The following is a 17,248-nucleotide window of genomic DNA, read 5'->3' on the forward strand; positions in this document are numbered from 1 at the left end:
AAAATTTAATATAATGTTTAAAAATTTTCAACTTATGCTTTAATATTATATTAATGCACATTTTTACTTCGGTTACGAGCTATTAAATCTTATATTTGCAAAATTTTAAAGCCAAAAAATATCATTTTGGCATAATAAAAAAAAAAAGACAGAAGAACATTAGCTGTTTGGAAATAAAATCATTAAATGGCTACAGCTGATATATTCAGCTTCAAATAAAAATAAACAGAAACAACAGATGAAAGCAGGAATTGTAGGATTACCAAATGTTGGAAAATCAACATTATTTAATTGTTTATCTAATGCAAAAGCGCAAAGTGCGAACTTTCCGTTTTGTACAATCGAACCTAATATTGGTGTTGTAAACGTTCCGGATCCAAGAATCAATAAATTGGAAGAATTGGTAAAACCAGAGCGCGTACAAATGGCAACTGTAGATATCGTAGATATTGCAGGTTTGGTAAAAGGAGCAAGTAAAGGTGAGGGTCTTGGAAACCAGTTTTTAGGAAACATTAGAGAGTGTAATGCAATCATTCACGTTTTACGTTGTTTTGATAATGATAATATTGTACACGTTGACGGAAATGTAAATCCAATTCGTGATAAAGAAACGATCGATATCGAGTTGCAGTTAAAAGACTTAGAAACTGTTGAAAAACGTTTAGAAAAAGTAAACCGTGCTGCTAAAACTGGAAATAAAGAAGCGCAAACTGAAAAAGCGCTTTTAGACAGAATCAGAGAAGCATTGTTACAAGCTAAATCAGCTCGTACAATTGTACCTCAGGGTAATGACGAGGAAGTTTTAATGGAATCTTTTCAGTTAATTACTGCAAAACCGGTTTTATACGTTTGTAATGTTGACGAAAGTTCTGCTGTAAACGGAAATAAATATGTAGATCAGGTTCGTGAATTGGTTAAAGATGAAGAAGCTGAGGTTATTATTCTTTCAGTAGGAGCAGAGGCTGATATTACAGAATTAGAAAGCTATGAAGAGCGTCAGGTTTTCCTTGAAGATATGGGGTTAACTGAGCCGGGAGCATCTGTTTTAATTCGTGCAGCTTACAAATTACTTAAACAACAAACTTACTTTACAGCTGGTGTAAAAGAAGTTCGTGCATGGACAATCAACATTGGAGCAACTGCACCGCAAGCAGCAGGAGTTATTCATACTGATTTCGAAAAAGGATTCATCCGTGCTGAAGTTATTTCATACGAAGATTACGTTCAATACGGTTCTGAAGCAAAAGCAAAAGAAGCTGGAAAATTCAAAGTTGAAGGAAAAGAATATGTAGTTAAAGATGGTGATGTAATGCACTTCCGTTTTAACGTTTAATTTTTTTCTTTTAGAAAATAGAATAAAGAAGAAAGAAAATAGATTTGACCGTTGGAGAAATTCAGCGGTTTTTTTATGCTTAAGATTTAAATGTTTAGTTTGTCAGGCTGAGCGGAGTCGAAGCCCCGTGAAGATTGGTTATTCTCTTTGTGAAGTTTCTTACGTGTCCTTCTCCCGTCCCGAGGCATCGGGATCGGGACGCTCAGGAAGACAAAAAAGGAAAAGAAAAAAATCGCCTAAATCGACGCTTTCGCGAAAGCGAATCAGTAAAATCCGCGTCCTATTTTCAAGAAGCAAAATTTTTGGCTCAAAATTTGGTTACAGAAAAATTAACCAATTACTAATCTAATAAACCAATCAAAATGCTAAAAAAATCTTTCAAATTTCTGGGCTGGACACTTTTCGGAATCTTCGCTTTTCTTGCTTTATACATTTCATCTGTTTTAATTATTTCTAAAATCACAGTCAATTCAGAAATAGCAAAAGTGGAAGAACAAAACGCAATTCCAATCTATATTCTTTCCAACGGAGTTCATACAGATGTTGTCGTTCCTATAAAAAATGAGATCAAAGACTGGCGAAGTGAAATTCAGTTTAGTCAGACACAATCAAAAGATTCTTTAATGAATTTTGTCGCTTTTGGCTGGGGAGACAAAGGATTTTATCTTGATACACCGGAATGGTCAGATTTAAAAGCAAGTACAGCCTTCAAAGCGGCATTTGGAGTTAGTTCATCAGCAATGCACACTACGTTTTTCAAACAATTAAGAGAGGGTGAAGATTGTAAGCGTATTTTAGTTTCAAAAGAAAATTACCAAAAGCTGGTAACTTATATTTCGGATAGTTTCAGCGATCCTGTTCATCCGCAATGGATTGAAGGTCACAGTTACGGAAAAAAAGACGCTTTTTACGAAGCAAAAGGAAGTTATAGCCTTTTTTATACCTGCAATACCTGGGCAAATAGTGCCTTAAAAGCAGCGAACCAAAAAGCAAGTTTATGGACCGTTTATGATAAAGGGATTTTCTGTCATTATAAATAACGACTATGAAAAAAGTTCTTTTAATCATGGCAATTATGGCTTTAATTTCATGCAAAAAGGCAGATTATCCAGCTTGTGAAGATTGTATGAATTTTTATTTTGAAAATCCACAACCAGATAAAGATTCAGAATTAGATCGTTTTCCAAAGAAATTTAGAGGATTGTTTATGAATACTGATTCAACATTTATTAGAATTGAAGAAGATAGAATTTTAAAAGAATACTTCTGGAAATTTAAAATTCATAAACTAACATTAGATTCAACAAAAGCCGAATATGAGATTGTTGAAGGAAAACTTATAACAAAGGATACGAGAGATTCATTTGGTATGTTTCCAAAAGGCGATTCTATTGAATTAATTCAAAAACATATTGACACCTTGTTTAGGTTTTCATTCTATGAAAAAGCAAAACGAATTGACGGACATTTAATTTTGAGTAGAAAAGATTCCTTATTCTGGAATGCTCAATTTATTTCAATTGATAAAAATATACTGAAATTCAAAAATCTTTATGATTTAAAAGATCTGAAAAAGCTTGATTCTGTCACTAAAATAAAAGCAAAAAACCTCGATTCTATTTCTTATTTGATAAAACCAACAATAACAGAATTTAAAAAGATATTTAAAATTAAAGGATTAGGATTCGACAGCGAATATAAAAAGGTCTCTAGATAAACATGGTAAAAATGTAAAAACGGATTAAAATCCAAGAAGTAAAAGGTTTTTATTATTGCTTAAATTTGAGTGAATATCAAAAAATCAGCAAATGAAAAATCGAAATATATTTTCAAAATCATGGTATTTACTCAAGACTACATTTTTAGAATTCAATGATGATAATGCCATAAAATTAAGCGCGGCATTATCTTATTATACCATTTTTGCGTTGCCTCCTTTATTGATTATTATTATAACTATTTGTGGTGTCTTTTTCGGGGAAGAGGCAGTTACAGGACAGTTATACGGACAAATCAACAGGTTAGTGGGAAACAATGCAGCGGTACAGATTCAGGAGGCAATCAAAAATGTTCAATTATCAGACAGTAATGTTTTTGTGACCGTATTTGGTGTCATTATGTTGTTAATTGGGGCTTCGGGAGTTTTTGCAGAAATTCAGAGTTCAATCAATTACATTTGGGGACTGCGTGCAAAGCCAAATAAAGGCTTGCGAAAATTTATCCAAAACAGAATAATGTCATTTTCAATGATTGTTTCAGTTGGGTTTTTAATGCTGGTGAGTTTAATGCTTAATGCTACGCTCGATGTTTTAAATTCACGTTTAAAACTGTATTTTCCTGATACAACAATTTATGTTTTTTATGTCGTAAATTTGATAATCGTTTTTGCGAGTATCACATTGCTTTTTGCGATTATATTCCGAACTTTACCAGACGGAGTTATCAAATGGAAAGATGCTTTTATTGGCGCTTCCTGTACAGCAATTTTGTTTATGATCGGTAAATTTGCTATTGGACTCTATTTAGGAAATTCAACCATTGCAAGTATTTATGGCGCAGCGGGATCTGTAGTTATAATATTGGTTTGGGTATATTATTCGGCTATTATATTGTACTTTGGAGCTGAATTTACTAAAGTGTATGCAAAAGCTTTCGGAGGAAGTATTTCGCCAAATGATTACTCTGTAGAAATACAAAAAGAAGTTTTTGAAATTGAACCCGAATAAAAACAAATACTACATTATGAAAATTATAGCTTTTGGAGGAAGTAACAGCAAGCAATCAATCAATAAACGTTTGGCAACTTATGCAGCAGGTTTATTTGAAAATGCTGATGTCGAAGTGTTAGATTTAAACGATTATGCAATGCCGGTTTTTAGTGTTGATCTTGAAAAAGAAGTTGGTCAGCATAAAATGGCACAATCATTTTTAGATAAATTGAAAGAAGCTGATATTCTTGTAGTTTCGATGGCAGAAAATAATGGAAATTATTCTGTTGCTTTCAAAAATGTTTTCGATTGGAGTTCACGCATCGAAAAAGATGTTTTTCAGCACAGACCAATGTTGTTATTGGCTACTTCGCCAGGCGGAAGAGGAGGGGCATCAGTTTTAGGAATTGCTCAAAATCTTTTCCCGCGTTATGGAGCCGAAATAAAAGGAACTTTCTCATTGCCATCATTTGGCGCGAATTTTGATTTAACTGATAATAAAATTTCTAATGTTGAGTTAGACAAAGAATTGAAAGACATTATCAAATCAAATTTCTAAATGCCACAAAAAAAGATTTCATTTTTATTCCTTTTACTGAATATTATTTTTTTCAATTTTGTTTCTGCCCAAAAAGTAAACGAAGTTGACAAAATCGTTGCAAAATACCCAAAAAGCTTTGATTCAACCAAAGAATTAGCGGAGCGTATAGAAAATGATTTTAATTCTGATTATGATAAAGCGCGGGCGATTTACAGCTGGATGGCTTTTAATATTAAATATGATTTTAATACCTTTTTGAATCCTCCAAAAATGCAGGGTTTTAGTTATTCTACTGAAGCTGAAAAACAGCGAAAAATAAAAGAACTGAATGATAAAATGCTTCAAAAAGCATTTAAATCTCAGAAGGCCGTGTGTGAAGGTTTTACGGCATTGTATCAACATCTGGCATCTTTGGTAGGATTACAGGCAGAAATAATTCGCGGAGATTCTAAAACGAGATTAGCTGATATTGGCAGAAAAAACACAGTTTCAAATCATGCCTGGAATATGGTTTTAATAGATAAGAAATGGTGTTTGGTTGATGTGACCTGGGGGCAGGGTTATTATGACAGTAATAAAGGAAAAATGGTTAATGATTTTACTCCGATTTATTTTGATACCAATCCGGATTATTTTTTTGCAAAACATTTTCCGGATTCGGGAGCTTTTCTTGGAGACAGATTAAGTAAGGAAGATTATCTCAACGGACCTTTAATTTATAATAAAACAATTGAAGAAGATTATAAAATAAAAACTCCCAATACCGGAATAATTGAAGCAAAAAAAGGTGAAAAGATTGCCTTTGAGATTAAAAACATTTCAAAATCTGATCAGGTTTTTTATTTGAATAAAAAGAATAAACCGATCATTATTCAGAATTCAAAAGAGAAACGTGGCGTTTTAGAATTTCAGATTTTGAATGATGGTAATCTGGGGGAGTACATTACTATTTTTGTTAATACAAATAGTGTGGTTTCTTTTAAAATTATTTCCAAATAAATTAATCAAAAATGTCTTCAGATAGAATTTTCCTGTTTTGTCAAATTACCGTATCTTAGCAAGGAATGATCTGAATTTAATAGCCATGGAAACTACTTTTTTGAAATCTATTTTAGATAATGATTTCTATAAATTTACAATGCAGCATGCTGTAATAAGACTTTTTCCTAAGGCAAAAGTCAGGTACGGCTTTATAAACCGGGGAAAACATGTATTTCCGGAAGGTTTTGCCGATTTACTTCGTCGCTCTGTCGATGCAATGGCAGATTTGAGGCTGACTAAAGATGAGAAACACTATTTATCACATCATTGTCCTTATTTAGATCCTACATATTTAGATTTTTTACAAGGTTATAGTTTTGATCCGTCTGAGGTTCAGATTAGTCAGGAAGGATCGGAAATTAAAGTTACTATTGAAGGATTTTGGTACAGAACTATTTTATGGGAAGTGCCGCTTATGTCTTTAATTTCAGAACTTTTTTATAAAGCGAGCCATTTAATTCGTTTAAATGATGAGGCGATAAAAAACCTTACCAAAGATAAAATTGATAATTATAATAAATTGGGTGTTTCGATTTTAGAATTCGGCACAAGACGCCGTCATTCTTACGATGTGCATCATTTGGTGAATGAAACTTTACAGACTTTTGGCGGGCAAAGTTTTATAGGAACAAGCAATGTTCATTTTGCAATGCTTAACAACAAACGCCCGTTAGGAACACATGCACATGAATGGTTTATGTTTCATGCCGCGCAATATGGTTTTAAAATGGCAAATTCGATAAGTCTTGAACACTGGACACAGGTTTATGGCGGAGATCTCGGAATTGCTTTAACAGATACTTATACCACTGATATATTTTTTAATCAGTTTGATAAAAAATACTCCAAACTTTTCGATGGTGTAAGACATGATAGCGGTGATCCGATAGAGTTTGCTCAAAAAGTAATTTCGCATTACGTCAAAATGGGAATTGATCCAAAATCGAAAGCAATTGTTTTCTCTGATTCGCTCAATTATGAAAAAGTAAAAACAATTGTCGATTTTTGTAAAGACAAAATAAAAATGTCATTCGGGATTGGAACGAATTTCACCAATGATGTTGGTCTTCCTGCCATGAATATGGTAATAAAATTGACCGATACGAAGCCTGATAATACACATTGGCAAGGTGTTGTGAAACTTTCTGACGAAAAAAATAAAAATACGGGAACTCCCGAAATGATTGCCTTGGCGAAAGAAGTACTCGGAATCAAATAGATTTTTTTGCCGAAAAAGCAGTTTTGACATAAATTTAGCGCCCATTTTTTTTTAAAATCAATTTAAATAGATTTAAAACTGTTATTATTCATAACAAAAAAAGAATACACTTTTATTTTTTACCGATAAATGGTACATTAGCAAAAAATCCTAAATTCATTTATGCTAGAGCAAAATCAATACAACGAAGATAATATTCGTTCACTCGATTGGAAGGAACATATTCGTATGCGTCCGGGTATGTACATCGGGAAATTAGGGGACGGATCATCACCGGATGATGGTATTTATATTCTTTTAAAAGAGGTTTTAGACAACTGTATCGATGAGTTCGTTATGGGTGCCGGAAAAACTATCGAAGTAAGTATTAAAGATAAAACAGTTTCTGTTCGTGATTACGGACGTGGAATTCCGTTAGGTAAAGTGGTCGATGTCGTTTCGAAAATGAATACCGGTGGAAAGTATGATTCTAAAGCTTTCCAGAAATCAGTTGGTTTGAACGGTGTCGGAACAAAAGCGGTTAATGCTTTATCTAATTATTTCCGCGTAGAATCGGTTCGTGATGATAAACAAAAAGGAGCGGAGTTTTCGGCAGGAAATTTAGTACTTGAAGAAGAAGTTATCGATACTACAAAGCGTAAAGGGACAAAAGTAATTTTTACGCCAGACGAAACGATTTTCAAAAACTATAAATTCCGTTTAGAATACGTAATCAAAATGGTTAAAAACTATTGTTACTTAAACAATGGTTTGACAATTATTTTTAATGGAGAAAAATATTATTCAGAAAACGGACTTCGTGATTTATTGGAAGAAACCATTAACGAAGAAGATTTAGAATATCCGATTATTCATTTAAAAGACCATGATATCGAGGTTGCGTTAACACACAGTAAAACGCAATATAGTGAAGAATATCACTCTTTCGTAAACGGTCAGAATACTACACAAGGAGGAACGCACTTAGCGGCTTACCGTGAGGCGGTTGTGAAAACAATTCGTGAATTCTACAATAAGAATTTCGAAGCATCAGACGTTCGTAAATCGATTGTAAGTGCGATTAGTATTAAAGTTATGGAGCCTGTTTTTGAGTCTCAGACCAAAACTAAATTAGGTTCTACCGATATGGGGTCTGATGATGGAACTCCTGCGGTTTCTGTTCGTACTTTCGTTAATGATTTTGTGAAAACGAAATTAGATAATTACCTGCATAAAAATCCAACAACTGCCGAGGCTTTATTACGTAAAATTCTTCAGGCAGAACGTGAGCGTAAAGAATTATCCGGAATTAGAAAACTGGCGACAGATCGTGCTAAAAAAGCCAATCTTCACAATAAAAAATTAAGAGATTGTCGTGCGCATCTTCCAGATACCAAAAACCCAAGAAATTTAGAAAGCACGCTTTTTATTACCGAGGGAGATTCGGCTTCCGGATCAATTACTAAATCGCGGGATGTAAATACACAAGCGGTTTTCAGTTTGCGTGGTAAGCCTTTGAATTCATACGGAATGTCTAAAAAAATCGTGTATGAAAACGAAGAATTCAACTTGCTTCAAGCCGCATTGGATATCGAAGACGGATTAGAAAAATTACGTTACAATAACATTGTAATCGCAACCGATGCCGATGTCGACGGAATGCACATTCGTTTGCTTTTGATTACTTTCTTTTTACAGTTTTTCCCAGAATTAATCAAAGAAGGACATTTGTATATTTTACAAACACCGCTTTTCAGGGTTCGTAACAAGAAAGAAACAATTTACTGTTATTCTGAAGAAGAAAGAAAAGACGCAATTGAAAAGTTAAAACCAAAGCCGGAAATCACGCGATTTAAAGGTTTAGGAGAGATTTCGCCAGATGAGTTTAAGAACTTTATTGGAGATACAATTCGTCTTGATCCAATTATGATGGATAAACATACTTCGATTGAGCAGTTGTTATCTTTCTATATGGGAAAAAATACGCCGGATAGACAAGAGTTTATTATCAAGAATCTGAAGGTTGAGATTGATGAGCTTGAAGAAGCTTAATAAGTTTTAAAGAAAATATAGTGCCAGACGGTCTTCAAAATAAAGTCATTTTTCAGCAAGTTGCCGAGTTATTGCAAAATGCCCGACAACAGGTTTTGCGTACCGTAAATTCAACAATGACAATTACTTATTTTGAGATTGGAAGAATAATTGTTGAGGAAGAGCAAAATGGAAAAGATAGGGCTGAATATGGAAAAAAGCTTTTGAAAAGTCTTTCTCAACAATTAACTAAGGAATTTGGAAAAGGTTTTTCGGTAGTTAATTTAGAGAATATTAGAAAGTTTTATTTAATTTACTCAAATTCCGAGTCACTGACTCGTATTTTACAAATTCAAAAAACCCAGTCACTGACTGGGGAATTCAAATCAGTAAATACGCAGACAGTGTCTGAGAAATTTGATAGTCAAACATTATCTTCTTTTTTTAAATTGACTTTTACTCATTACGTCTTTTTAATGAGAATTGATGATGAAAAAGAAAGACGTTTTTACAAAATCGAATCTGAGAAACACAATTGGAGCGTACGCGAATTAAAACGCCAATATGATTCAGCACTTTATACCAGATTAGCTTTAAGTCGAGATAAAGAAGGAATATTAAAACTTTCAGAAAAAGGCCAAATTATTGAAAAACCAAAAGATATAATTAAAGATCCTTATATACTTGAATTTTTAGGATTGCCCGAATTGAATCAATATTCGGAATCTCAATTAGAAGAGGAAATTATCAATAAACTGGAGCATTTCTTACTAGAATTAGGTCATGGTTTTACTTTTGTTGGAAGACAGCAAAGAATTACTTTTGATGATAAACATTTTAGAATTGATTTAGTTTTTTACAATAGGATATTGAAATCGTTTGTTCTTATTGATTTGAAAATAGGAGAATTAAAACATCAGGATTTAGGTCAAATGCAAATGTATGTCAATTATTATGACAGAGAAATGCGCTTGGAAGATGAAAATAAAACGATCGGAATTGTGCTCTGCCAAAATAAAAGTGAAGCTGTAGTTAGATATACTTTACCTGAAAACAATGAACAGATTTTTGCCAGTAAATACAAAACCGTTTTACCAAGTGTTGAGGTTCTAAAAGAACTTCTTGAAAACAAATAAAATTATAATTAGATATAATTAAATGAAAGACGAAGAAGACGATAACATAATTCCAAACGACGACGAAAATAATCAGGATGAAAACCAGATTGATGACAATCAGGATGGAGATGATGATGAGATTATTGAAGTAGATGCTAAAAACTTTGAAGGACAGCATTTTTACGAAAATCAGGAAGAAGAAGGCGAAGACGTTATTACAAAAGTAACCGGAATGTACAAAGATTGGTTCTTGGATTACGCTTCGTACGTAATTCTGGAACGTGCTGTTCCTGCTATCGAGGATGGGTTTAAGCCAGTTCAGCGTCGTATTATGCACTCTTTAAAAGAGCTGGATGATGGTCGTTATAATAAAGTTGCCAATGTAGTAGGACACACCATGCAGTATCACCCACACGGAGATGCGAGTATTGGTGATGCCATGGTGCAAATTGGTCAAAAAGATTTATTGATTGACTGCCAGGGAAACTGGGGAAATATATTAACGGGTGACGGTGCAGCAGCTTCGCGTTACATTGAGGCACGTTTATCTAAATTTGCTTTGGAGGTTTTGTATTCGCCAAAAATTACCGATTGGGGAGTTTCATACGACGGACGTCGTGCAGAACCGAACAATCTTCCTGTAAAATTTCCATTGCTTTTGGCACAGGGAGCAGAAGGTATTGCGGTTGGTTTATCTACAAAAGTTTTACCTCATAACTTCAATGAATTAATTGATGCTTCGATTAAAATTTTAAAAGGAAAACCGTTTACACTTTATCCTGATTTTATGACACAAGGTATTGCCGATGTGTCTAATTATAATGATGGACTTCGTGGCGGGCGTGTGCGTGTACGTGCTAAAATTGCTCAGTTAGACAAAAATACACTGGTAATTACACAGATTCCGTTTTCGACCAATACCACAACTTTGATTGATAGTATTTTGAAAGCCAATGAAAAAGGTAAAATCAAAATCAAGAAAATTGAAGATAATACGGCTGCAGATGTCGAGATTTTAATTCATTTATTCCCTGGAGTTTCGCCGGATAAAACAATTGATGCGTTATTTGCTTTTACTGCCTGTGAAACGTCTGTGGCACCTTTAGGATGTGTGATTGAAGATAATAAACCATTGTTTATTGGTGTTTCTCACATGTTGAGAATTTCAACAGAAAGAACGGTTGATTTATTACGTCAGGAATTAGAAATTCAGTTAGAAGAATTAAAAAATAAATGGCATTTCTCTACTTTAGAAAAAATCTTCATTCGTGAAGAAATGTACATTGATTTCAAATTATATGGAGATAGAGAATCTTTATATAAATATTTATATGACAGATTTGAGCCTTTCAAAAAATCATTCGTAAGAGAAATCAACGATGAAGATTTGCAAAGACTAACTCAGATTCCGATGATTCGTATTACTCGTTTTGACTCTGATAAAGCTGATGATTTGATTTCAAGGTTAGAGGAAGAAATGAAAGAGGTAGAATACAATCTGGAACATCTTACCGATTTTGCAATTGCTTATTTTACCAAATTAAAAGAGAAATACGGAAAAGGACGTGAACGTCAGACTGAACTTCGTGTTTTTGATAACGTTGAAGCGACAAAAGTAGTTCTGCGTAACACAAAATTATATGTAAACCGTGAAGAAGGATTCGTAGGAACGAGTTTAAAGAAAGACGAATATGTAGGTGATTGTTCTGATATTGATGATGTTATCGTGTTTTTGCGAGACGGAACATTAATGATAACAAAAGTTGATGCCAAAACTTTTATTGGAAAAGATATTATACATGTTGCTGTTTTTGATAAGAGTGATAAACGTACGATATATAATATGATGTATCGTGATGGAAAATCGGGACCTTCTTATATAAAACGTTTCAATGTTACCGGAGTAACGCGTGATAAGGCTTACGATTTGACAAACGGAACAAACGGTTCACAAGTTGTTTACTTCTCGCATAATCCAAATGGTGAAGCTGAGGTTGTAACGATTTTATTGCGTCAGGTTGGGACGATTAAGAAATTGAAATTTGATATTGATTTTGCTAAACTGGCTATTAAGGGTCGTGGATCAAAAGGAAATTTAGTGACTAAATATCCGATCAAGAAAATCGAATTAAAAGAAAAAGGTATTTCGACTTTATTACCAAGAAAAGTGTGGTTTGATGATACTGTAAAACGTTTAAATGTTGATGCGAGAGGAGAATTACTTGGCGAATTTAAACCAAGTGACAAAATTCTTGTAATCAGTCAGGCTGGAAAAGTTAAAGTAATCATTCCGGAATTATCTACTCATTTTGAAGAAGATATGATTGTTTTGGAAAAATGGAAGCCTAAAAAACCTATTTCAGCAATTTATTACGATGGAGAAAAAGAACGTTATTTCTTGAAACGTTTCCTTGTAGAAAACGAAGGCAAGGAAGAAAGTTTTATTACAGATCATCCAAATTCGCAGTTAGAAATTGTATCTACCGATTATCGTCCGATGGCACAATTGGTTTTTGCAAAAGTAAAAGGAGTTCAGAAAGATGATTTACATATTGATGTTGAGGATTTTATAGCTGTAAAAGGATTTAAAGCTTTAGGGAATCAATTAACGGCAGATAAATTAAAACAAGTTAATTTGTTAGAGCCACTTCCATATGAAGAGCCTGTTGAAGAAGTTCCTGAAAGACCAGAAATATCCGAAGATGATCCTGTCGAAACAGAACTAGACGACGATGGCCAGATTGGTCTTGTTCTAGACTAAAATAAATGAAAAACGCTAAGAGATATTTTAGCGTTTTTTTTGTACCTGATAATTTTTATTTCTGTCAAAAGTTAAAAACCTTATAGTTGTGTTTTTATGATTTATTAGTGACTTTTTATAAGATACTTCAAACTTAAATTTGTATTTCTCTAAAGATTAACTAACTAAATGAAAGCATGAGAAGTAAACTCTATTTTTTGCTATTACTGTTTTGCAGTTGTATAAATAAAGATAAATTCAATGGTTATGTATATGATTATGATACCGAAAAACCGATCAAAAATGTTATTATAAATAGTAATGGAGGTAATACTCAAACAGATAGTGCAGGATTTTTTTGTATTAATATAATGTCAAACAAAAACTGTAAAATAATATTTAAAAAAGAGGATTACTTACCGAAAAGCATAGAACGAAGACCCGATTCGTTAGGACAATTTTCAAAGAGAAATTTAAATTATAACAGAATTTATCTGTATGCAGAAGGAAGCGATTTTTCTAAATAAAGGGTCACTTAAACAAGGCATTCAGATTAATGGCTTTTTTCTCTTTAAGCTTCTTTACAATCTTAAGAAAAGCAATAGCAGTTATGTAAGCGTCACCCAAAGCAGTATGACGGTCTTTTTTAGAAATATCAAATTTGTCTGCGAGATCGTCTAAAGTATAATGATCTTTTCGTTCAAACAGATGCGATTTGATAAGTGTTTTTTTGTACAAATAAGCTGTATCCAGAGTTTTATTAGTTAATTGCGGAAGACGATTTCTTTCCAGTGCTTTATTGATCATCGTTACATCGAAAATTGTGTGGTGTGCAATGATAATAGAATTGCCTAAAAAATCCAAAAACTGTTGTAAAGCTTCTAATTCAGTTGGTCGCTGAATAACAAATGCTTTCAGGATACCATGAATCTGCGCTGTTGATTTATCATAATGATCTTGTTCTAAATAAACCTCAAAGCTGTTTTGAATCGAAATAACTCCATTTTGAAGAACCAGTGCACCAATACATAAAATACGGTCGTTTTCGTAATCAAAACCTGTTGTTTCAGTATCTAAAACTACAAAGCGAGTTTCTTCTATAGATATATTTTCATCAAAGAGATTTTCTTCTTTTTTCCAAAAATTAAATAAACTCATTGTTATACTAAATTTGAAATATTAAATCGAACTGATATCAGTTCCTGAAGTTCTTTAATGGTTTTAAAAGTACGTTTCAGTTTGATTTTTTCCATTTTTGATAAAGATTCCAAAGCAATAAACTGTCCTGAATCATGATGTAAAAGTCCTTGTTTGGTTCTGAATTTTAATAAAGCTTTAAAAGAGTAGGAACACGATAAATACAATTCTCTGTTGTTAGGCTCTAATTCGGCTAATTTTTCAAAACGTTCTGCCGTATTACTTATTGATTTTACCGAATGTGATAAAATTAAAACACGGGCAGCATCTGTTAAAGGCATTAAAGCTCGTCTTTTAATATCAAAATTATCTTTATTGGCGCCATCTTGCTCTACCAGAAATTGTCTAAAGAAACCAGTAGGAGAAGGGCTTTGCAAAGCACCGCTTACTAAATGCATATAGAAAATAGGATTTGCTTTTATAGTTTCAAAAATATAATCCGATAATTGACTGACAATTTCGGTATCACCATAAGTGGAACTATAATCAAAGAATATAAACGACAATAAAACTTCATTTTTACCCGGATTGGTAATCCAGTGATGCACCTGATTTTTCCATTCGTCAAGACTCATGCACCATTTTGGGTTTGAAGCCATCATTTCGGCAGGACAATATTCATAACCAATTTCAAAAAGACCTTTATTAACAAGTCCTGCAAATTTTAAAAAATAAATTCTGGTTTCATCTTTAAAAACATCCGAAACATTCTCGTAAACAATCGCATTATCCTGATCGGTATGCAGCATTTGTTCGCCTCGTCCCTGACTTCCGAGCGCCAGCCACGCAAATTTTACTGGTGGCGGACTGCTCATTTTTTCAATACAAATTTCAATAACCCGATTTGTACAGGCTTCATTAAGTTCTGTAATGATTTTGGTAATTAAAGTCATCGGAATGTTTTGATCCAGATAGCCCTGAAGCAATTGCATAATTCGGTTTCGAATAGGCTTTATTTCCTTGATTTTTTTGGTGCGTTTTAAAGCTTTTATCAAAACCGCAGGATTATTTCCAAGCGCCACCATAACATCATGTTTGGATAAAATTCCAACAGCTTTGGTATTTACTGTCCCGTCTTTGGTTAAACATAAATGGCTGATATTGCTTTTCATCATCGCCATTTGCGCCTCTGTTACCGTCATTTTTTTAGGATACGTAATAACCGGTTTTGTCATTATCGTTTCGGCAGTCGTTGTTATAGGATAATCTCCGGTAACAATTTTATTTCTAAGGTCTTTATCAGTTAAAATACCAATCGGAAGCATTTCATCAACAATTAAAATCGCTCCAACTTTTTTCTTCCCCATAATTTTAGCAATTTCCTTAACTGTGGTCGACGGACTGCAAGTCACAATTTTTTTGGAATATTTTATTGGGGCTAAATCAAAGGAATGATTGCTGGAATGCAGGTTTTCGTTCAGTAAATCATCGCCATACAATTTATCTTTGTGAATGTCTGAATATGGATTCCGTGTATTTGAAGCGTAACTTTCAATCAGGAAATTACCAACATTTCTATTCTCCAGCGCATAAGGTTTAAAAACCGCAATTGGAATGGCATACAAAATAGTTTCCTCATGCGCCACGGCTTCCATGATATAATTTTCCTGTGCCAAAAGCGGACGAAGTCCAAAAATATCACCTTCATCGCACATGTCCAAAACGGTGTTTTTAGTGCTTTTTTTCAAGGCAACTGCCCCTTTATGCACTACATAAAAAGAATCATGTGTTTTATCGTTTTCGGCAAAAATTACAGCATCTTTTTCTTTATAAACTATCGAAATTTGTTCCGATAGTTTTTCTAAATCCTTTTGATGTAAGAAACTAAAAGGCGGATAGTTTTTTAAAAAGTCGGCAACTCGTTGCGAAATGGTATTTTTCATGAGGTTAGATTAGAATTTTAAAAATACTATTTTAAATAGAAATGTAAAAGAAACACCTTTGTTTTTTAGTTACAAAGGGACAAAGTAACAAAGGGACAAAGGTTTTAAAAAAAATGTGTTACCTGTAGCGTCTGTCATCCCGAGGAACGAGGGGGCTCCGAAAGTAACTCCGCATAGATTTTCTATAAAAAAAGCTCCAATATTGGAGCTTTGTATAATATTAAAATTTAAGTTTAGTCAACTTTATAAACTGTTCCTCGTTGCTTTTCTTCAGAACCGACCATTCCAAATTCAAAAGTGTACGAATCTTTTGCTGTCGTTAAGATTTTCATACTTATGGCTTTTTCTTCTGCCATATTTTTTGGGTGTTTTTTTTGCAATACATATTCGCAATCACTTACCCAGCGAATGGTTGAAGTATCTGTTTTTCCTTCAAAAGTTTCGATTTCAATACTGTCTTTACGTTCAAAGAAAGTTGTTTTTTTAACGCCATTTACTTCAAAGTCAAATTTGAATTTTCCGTTTTTGAAATCTTTACAATTGTGTTCTGCATTATAACAAGATACTAATGCAAGAACAGGAAATAAGAATAGTATTTTTTTCATTTTAAATAATTTTTTTTTAGTAGCTGATCCTGCTGTCCGCTTTATCTTTTATGTTGAACTACAACATAAAAGTATGTCGCTTCCATCAGGGCTAGGGCTTTGGTTTTCAAAATTTCTTTTTAATTAAAGAATAAAAAGAAAATTACAAGGGTTAAAAAAGTTACAAAAAGTAAATTTCGTTTTCTATTTTTAAAACTCTGCTCTTCTGTTAAATTTGTTTGGCAGAATTTAATAAAGATCCACCAACATGTTCCGCCAAAATTTGCATAATATTCTATCATTTCAATCTTTTTAATTCTTCGTCTGTAAAGTTCTTGATTTCTTTTTCCTTGGCAAACTTTTCAGCATTGTAATTTCCGGATTTATTCTTCGGGATTGATAAACTATTCCATTCACTGTTTTTGAGTTGTTTGGCATAAAAAACAATCTGCCCAATATGATAAGGATAATGTGCCAGTTGACGGTTTATAGCTTCAATAACGGTATGACCTTCATTGCGAATATAAATAATGTCTGAAAGTTGTTCCGGCTGCAGGCTTTCTAAAGCGTTTTCAAAACAATTCCAACCTTTGTTCCAAAGTTCCAGAACTTCTTCTTTTGTTTGTAAATCATTTTCGAATTCGGCGTCGCGGTTTCGCCATTCTTTTTCTCCGTCTGAAGTTAAAAAGTCGGTCCAGCGCGAAAGCATATTTCCTGAAATATGTTTTATAATGGTAGCGATGCTATTGGTATCTTCATTTACAGCAACAAAAAGCTGTTCAGGTTCCAATTGATCAATGGCTTTTTCACCAAGCATTTTATAGTATAAAAATTGCTTTTTTACGCTTTCTAAATAAGATGTATCTGCATTCAT

The 17,248-nt window shown here is 33.2% G+C and carries 15 protein-coding genes; 11 read left to right on the forward strand and 4 right to left on the reverse strand.

Going from position 1 to position 17,248, the window contains the following annotated elements; genetic code table 11:
* Positions 1-238: 238 nt before the first annotated feature.
* The 11 genes from ychF to KHA98_RS03950 all read left to right on the forward strand — a co-directional run bounded on the left by ychF (position 239) and on the right by KHA98_RS03950 (position 13,237).
* A complete protein-coding gene (gene ychF, locus KHA98_RS03900) occupies positions 239-1,333 on the forward strand; it encodes a redox-regulated ATPase YchF (protein ID WP_213255522.1) in 1,095 nt (364 codons plus the stop codon).
* A gap of 362 nt (positions 1,334-1,695) precedes the next feature.
* Positions 1,696-2,373 carry a TIGR02117 family protein gene (locus KHA98_RS03905; protein ID WP_213255524.1) on the forward strand — a complete coding sequence of 226 codons (678 nt, stop codon included), beginning with the start codon at positions 1,696-1,698 and terminating at the stop codon, positions 2,371-2,373.
* Positions 2,374-2,378: 5 nt separating this feature from the next.
* Positions 2,379-3,050, forward strand: coding sequence for a hypothetical protein (locus KHA98_RS03910; RefSeq protein ID WP_213255526.1), 672 nt, complete (start codon positions 2,379-2,381; stop codon positions 3,048-3,050).
* Positions 3,051-3,141: 91 nt separating this feature from the next.
* A complete protein-coding gene (locus KHA98_RS03915) occupies positions 3,142-4,059 on the forward strand; it encodes a YihY/virulence factor BrkB family protein (RefSeq protein WP_213255528.1) in 918 nt (305 codons plus the stop codon).
* Between the two features lie 16 nt (positions 4,060-4,075).
* Positions 4,076-4,600: an NADPH-dependent FMN reductase gene (locus tag KHA98_RS03920; RefSeq protein WP_213255531.1), complete on the forward strand. Its 525-nt coding sequence runs from the start codon at positions 4,076-4,078 to the stop codon at positions 4,598-4,600.
* On the forward strand, positions 4,601-5,581 hold the full coding sequence (locus KHA98_RS03925) for a transglutaminase domain-containing protein (RefSeq protein WP_213255533.1): 981 nt from the start codon (positions 4,601-4,603) through the stop codon (positions 5,579-5,581). It abuts the gene before it with no gap.
* Positions 5,582-5,666: 85 nt separating this feature from the next.
* Positions 5,667-6,842 carry a nicotinate phosphoribosyltransferase gene (gene pncB / locus KHA98_RS03930; protein WP_213255534.1) on the forward strand — a complete coding sequence of 392 codons (1,176 nt, stop codon included), beginning with the start codon at positions 5,667-5,669 and terminating at the stop codon, positions 6,840-6,842.
* Positions 6,843-7,004: 162 nt separating this feature from the next.
* Positions 7,005-8,873 (forward strand): DNA topoisomerase IV subunit B, encoded by a 1,869-nt coding sequence (locus tag KHA98_RS03935; RefSeq protein WP_213255536.1) that lies wholly within the window; start codon positions 7,005-7,007, stop codon positions 8,871-8,873.
* Positions 8,874-8,893: 20 nt separating this feature from the next.
* The gene (locus tag KHA98_RS03940) at positions 8,894-9,988 is read left to right on the forward strand and encodes a PDDEXK nuclease domain-containing protein (RefSeq protein WP_213255538.1); all 1,095 of its coding nucleotides are present in this window, start codon (positions 8,894-8,896) and stop codon (positions 9,986-9,988) included.
* Positions 9,989-10,010: 22 nt separating this feature from the next.
* Positions 10,011-12,731, forward strand: coding sequence for a DNA gyrase/topoisomerase IV subunit A (locus KHA98_RS03945; protein WP_213255540.1), 2,721 nt, complete (start codon positions 10,011-10,013; stop codon positions 12,729-12,731).
* A 176-nt stretch (positions 12,732-12,907) separates the two neighbouring features.
* The gene (locus tag KHA98_RS03950; RefSeq protein WP_213255542.1) at positions 12,908-13,237 is read left to right on the forward strand and encodes a peptidase associated/transthyretin-like domain-containing protein; all 330 of its coding nucleotides are present in this window, start codon (positions 12,908-12,910) and stop codon (positions 13,235-13,237) included.
* Between the two features lie 4 nt (positions 13,238-13,241).
* Here the strand turns inward: KHA98_RS03950 and KHA98_RS03955 are convergent, their stop codons facing one another.
* The 4 genes from KHA98_RS03955 to KHA98_RS03970 form a co-directional block, all read right to left on the reverse strand.
* Positions 13,242-13,868, reverse strand: a complete 627-nt coding sequence (locus KHA98_RS03955) for a 3'-5' exonuclease (protein WP_213255544.1) — start codon at positions 13,866-13,868, stop codon at positions 13,242-13,244.
* 2 nt (positions 13,869-13,870) lie between these two features.
* Positions 13,871-15,790: a DUF294 nucleotidyltransferase-like domain-containing protein gene (locus tag KHA98_RS03960; RefSeq protein WP_213255546.1), complete on the reverse strand. Its 1,920-nt coding sequence runs from the start codon at positions 15,788-15,790 to the stop codon at positions 13,871-13,873.
* Between the two features lie 233 nt (positions 15,791-16,023).
* Positions 16,024-16,395 carry a DNA topoisomerase IV gene (locus KHA98_RS03965; protein WP_213255548.1) on the reverse strand — a complete coding sequence of 124 codons (372 nt, stop codon included), beginning with the start codon at positions 16,393-16,395 and terminating at the stop codon, positions 16,024-16,026.
* A gap of 277 nt (positions 16,396-16,672) precedes the next feature.
* Complete coding sequence (locus tag KHA98_RS03970) at positions 16,673-17,248, reverse strand: DUF1572 family protein (protein ID WP_213255550.1); 576 nt, start codon at positions 17,246-17,248, stop codon at positions 16,673-16,675.

The organism is Flavobacterium branchiicola (genome assembly GCF_018383905.1).
GTDB classification, from domain to species: Bacteria; Bacteroidota; Bacteroidia; order Flavobacteriales; family Flavobacteriaceae; genus Flavobacterium; species Flavobacterium branchiicola.